The 2,607-nt window shown below is 74.1% G+C and carries 1 protein-coding gene and 3 tRNA genes; 3 read left to right on the top strand and 1 reads right to left on the bottom strand.

From position 1 onward, the window contains the following. A partial coding sequence (locus tag ABZ885_RS39245; RefSeq protein ID WP_360199692.1) for a PAS domain-containing protein occupies positions 1–1,950 on the bottom strand: 1,950 nt, incomplete at its 3' end. A gap of 176 nt (positions 1,951–2,126) precedes the next feature. Here ABZ885_RS39245 and ABZ885_RS39240 point away from each other — a divergent pair. The 3 genes from ABZ885_RS39240 to ABZ885_RS39230 all read left to right on the top strand — a co-directional run bounded on the left by ABZ885_RS39240 (position 2,127) and on the right by ABZ885_RS39230 (position 2,577). After that, positions 2,127–2,220 (top strand) — tRNA-Ser (locus ABZ885_RS39240). A gap of 173 nt (positions 2,221–2,393) precedes the next feature. After that, positions 2,394–2,469 (top strand) — tRNA-Arg (locus ABZ885_RS39235). 32 nt (positions 2,470–2,501) lie between these two features. Next, a tRNA-Arg gene (locus tag ABZ885_RS39230) sits at positions 2,502–2,577 on the top strand. Positions 2,578–2,607 lie beyond the last annotated feature (30 nt).

Genomic DNA, 2,607 nt, shown 5'->3' with positions numbered 1-2,607 from the left:
GGCACCGTCGCGCTCGCCCGTCCGCTGCCCGGCGGTGGCCGGCTCACCGGCCCGCAGCTCGGGCACCGGCTCCGCGGCGGGCTGCTCGCCCGGGCCGGGCTCGGCACCGTCGCGCTCGCCCGTCCGCTGCCCGGCGGTGGCCGGCTCACCGGCCCGCAGCTCGGGAGCCGCACCGGTCGGACCGGCCGTGCCGCCGGGCGCCACCCCGTCCTCGTCCTCGCCCTGTCGGGCGGTGGGCAGCTGCGGGATGCCCGGCAGGTCGGGCAGGACGGCGGAGTCGGTCTCCTTGGGGCGGTCGGAGCGCCCCTCGGCCGCCGCGCGCTCGGCGGCGGCCTTCGCCGCGGCCGGGTCCAGCGGCAGCTCGACGACGTAGGTGGTGCCGGGCTTGCCGGGCATCTCGTGGGGCTGGAGCACACCGCCGTGCCGCTCGACCACCGCGCGGGCGATCGGCAGGTGGACGGGGCTGCCACCGCGGCCGGGGCCGCGGATCTCCACCCGGGCGACCTCGCCGCGCTGGGCGGCGGCGAGCACCACCACCGGCACCTCGGGGGCGCCCGGCGGCAGGGCCTGGGTGCCGGGGACGGCCAGGCCGGGGGAGGGGTCACCGGGCACGGCGTCCAGCGAGAGCGCGACGCCGCTGACGTCGGCGACCAGGTGGGCCAGCGCCTGGGCGAGCCGCTGCCGGTCGGCGATCACCTCGACGGCGGCGGCGTGCACGGAGAACCGCACCCGGCCGGCGCCGACCAGCTCGCCCGCGTGCTCGACGGCCTCCCGGACCACCTTGTCCAGCGCGACCGGGACGCGCTCGGCGGCCTTCCGGCCGTCCTTCTCCTCGCCCTTGCCGTCGCCCTTGCCCTCGGCGCCGCCCGGCCCGGACGGCGACTCGCCGGCCTCGGACCGCTGGTGGGCGAGCACGCCGTCGATCAGCTTGCCGAACCGCCGGCACTCGTCGGCCAGCCGGCGCAGCGTCCAGTTGGCCTCCGGCCAGAGCTGGCCGGCCGGGTCGGCGGCGAGCGCGTCGATCCGCCGGTGCAGAGCGGTCAGCGCGCCGCCCAGCTCGCTCTCCAGGACGGCGGTGAGGTGCTCGTTGCGGGCGATCAGGGCCAGTTCGCGGCTGCGGTCGGTGAAGGTCATCACCGCGCCGACGAGCTGGTCGCCGTCCCGGACCGGGGCGGTGGTGAGGTCGACGGTGACCGGGCGGCCGTCCTTGCGCCAGAGCACGGTGCCGCGCACCCGGTGCTTGCGCCCCGAGGTGAGGGTGTCCAGCAGCGCGGACTCCTCCAGCGCCAGCGGGGTGCCGTCGGCCCGGGAGTGCTGGATCAGCGGGTGCAGCTCGCGCCCGCCCAGCTCGCTCGCCCGGTACTCCAGGATGTGCGCGGCGGCCGGGTTGACCAGGACGCAGCGGCCTTCGAGGTCCACGCCGAGCACGCCCTCGGCGGCGGCGCGCAGGATCATCTCGGTCTGCTTGTGCTGACGGCGCAGCTCCGCCTCGACGCCGAGCCGGCTGGAGAGGTCGCGCACCAGCAGCAGGAGCAGGTCGCTGGAGGAGGGCGAGCGGGAGCCCTCGCGGTACGGGTCGTACGGGACGAGCGGGGAGAGCGCGTAGCCGCGGCCCTCGCCGCCGTCGTCGGCGAAGTCGTTGCCGGAGACCTCGACCGGGAAGGTCGTCCCGTCGGTGCGGTGGGCGGTCATCCGGACGGGGCGGTCGAGCGCCTCGCCGTCGCGGGTGGCCGGCCGCATCGAGCCGGGGATCCGGCTGGGGTCGAACTCGGGCAGCAGGCCCAGGACGCCCATGCCGACCAGCGAGGTGCCGGGGGCCTGCAGGGCCTGGACCGCTGCGCTGTTGGCGTCCACAACGGTGCCGTTGCTGTTCACCAGCAGCAGCGCATCGGGCAGGGCGTCGAGTATGGCGGCGAGGCGAGCAGCGCCTCGGATCGGCCTGCTGCTCACGTCGACAGGTCTCCTCGGCTCAGGGCAGCTCCTCCGGAGACGGCAGTATCTCATTCTTCTTTGCGGCGGGGACGACCCGCCTAGTAACGTTGTCGGTGGTTGGTGCCGAGCCCACGGGTTGTGGCATCATCACAGGCACACGGAACGGGTCCGCCCTGCGGATGCGATCCATGTGGGGAGGCTTCGCCTAGTCCGGTCTATGGCGCCGCACTGCTAATGCGGTTTGGGTCTTAAAGCCCATCGAGGGTTCAAATCCCTCAGCCTCCGCCAGCCGGGAGCCCCGTCGACGATCACGTCGGCGGGGCTTCTCGCATGTCCGGGCCGGGAGCCCCGCAGGTCCTCCCGGGTGCCCGGGAGGGGGCCGGATCAATCGATTTCGCCCCGCGTCGCAGGTCATGTAATGTTGTCCCCGCACCGCCCCGGTGGAACGTTCACCAGGGCGAGCGCTCATAGCTCAACGGATAGAGCACTTGACTACGGATCAAGAGGTTGCAGGTTCGAATCCTGCTGAGCGCACCACAACCCCGCAAGACCGGATCCGTCCGGCACTTGCGCTCATAGCTCAACGGATAGAGCACTTGACTACGGATCAAGAGGTTGCAGGTTCGAATCCTGCTGAGCGCACCAGCGAGAAGCCCCCGGCCAGTGGCCGGGGGC

Origin of the sequence: Kitasatospora sp. NPDC047058 (assembly GCF_040643935.1) — a bacterium.
In the GTDB taxonomy this organism is placed as follows: Bacteria; Actinomycetota; Actinomycetes; order Streptomycetales; family Streptomycetaceae; genus Kitasatospora.
Note: the sequence above shows the minus strand (reverse complement) of the source record. Positions and strands in the feature narration are given on the sequence as shown.